Below are 277 nucleotides of genomic sequence, written 5' to 3' on the forward strand. Positions count from 1 at the left end.
GTTTTATTGACAAACCGTGGATTAATTCCTTAAGTTCCGTCGCCGAACGCAGTCGACTGCTCTCTCCTCCTGCTTTTCGTTATCAATTAACCGAATTAGCGCGACAAGCGGGTAAACGTATTGTGCTACCTGAAGGCGATGAGCCACGGACATTACGTGCAGCGGCTATTTGTGCGGAACGCAAAATCGCGGAGTGCGTACTATTGGGCGATCCGGCAGAAATTCAACGCATCGCGTCCGTACAAGAGATTGAGTTGGGAGAAGGTGTTACCATTAT

General features: G+C 49.1%; 1 protein-coding gene. It reads left to right on the forward strand.

Annotated elements, in window-relative coordinates; genetic code table 11:
- On the forward strand, positions 1-277 hold a 277-nt coding region (locus MKR94_RS16535; RefSeq protein WP_277755702.1), incomplete at both ends, for a phosphate acyltransferase.

Origin of the sequence: Rosenbergiella metrosideri (assembly GCF_022602565.1) — a bacterium.
Taxonomy (GTDB): Bacteria; Pseudomonadota; Gammaproteobacteria; order Enterobacterales; family Enterobacteriaceae; genus Rosenbergiella; species Rosenbergiella metrosideri.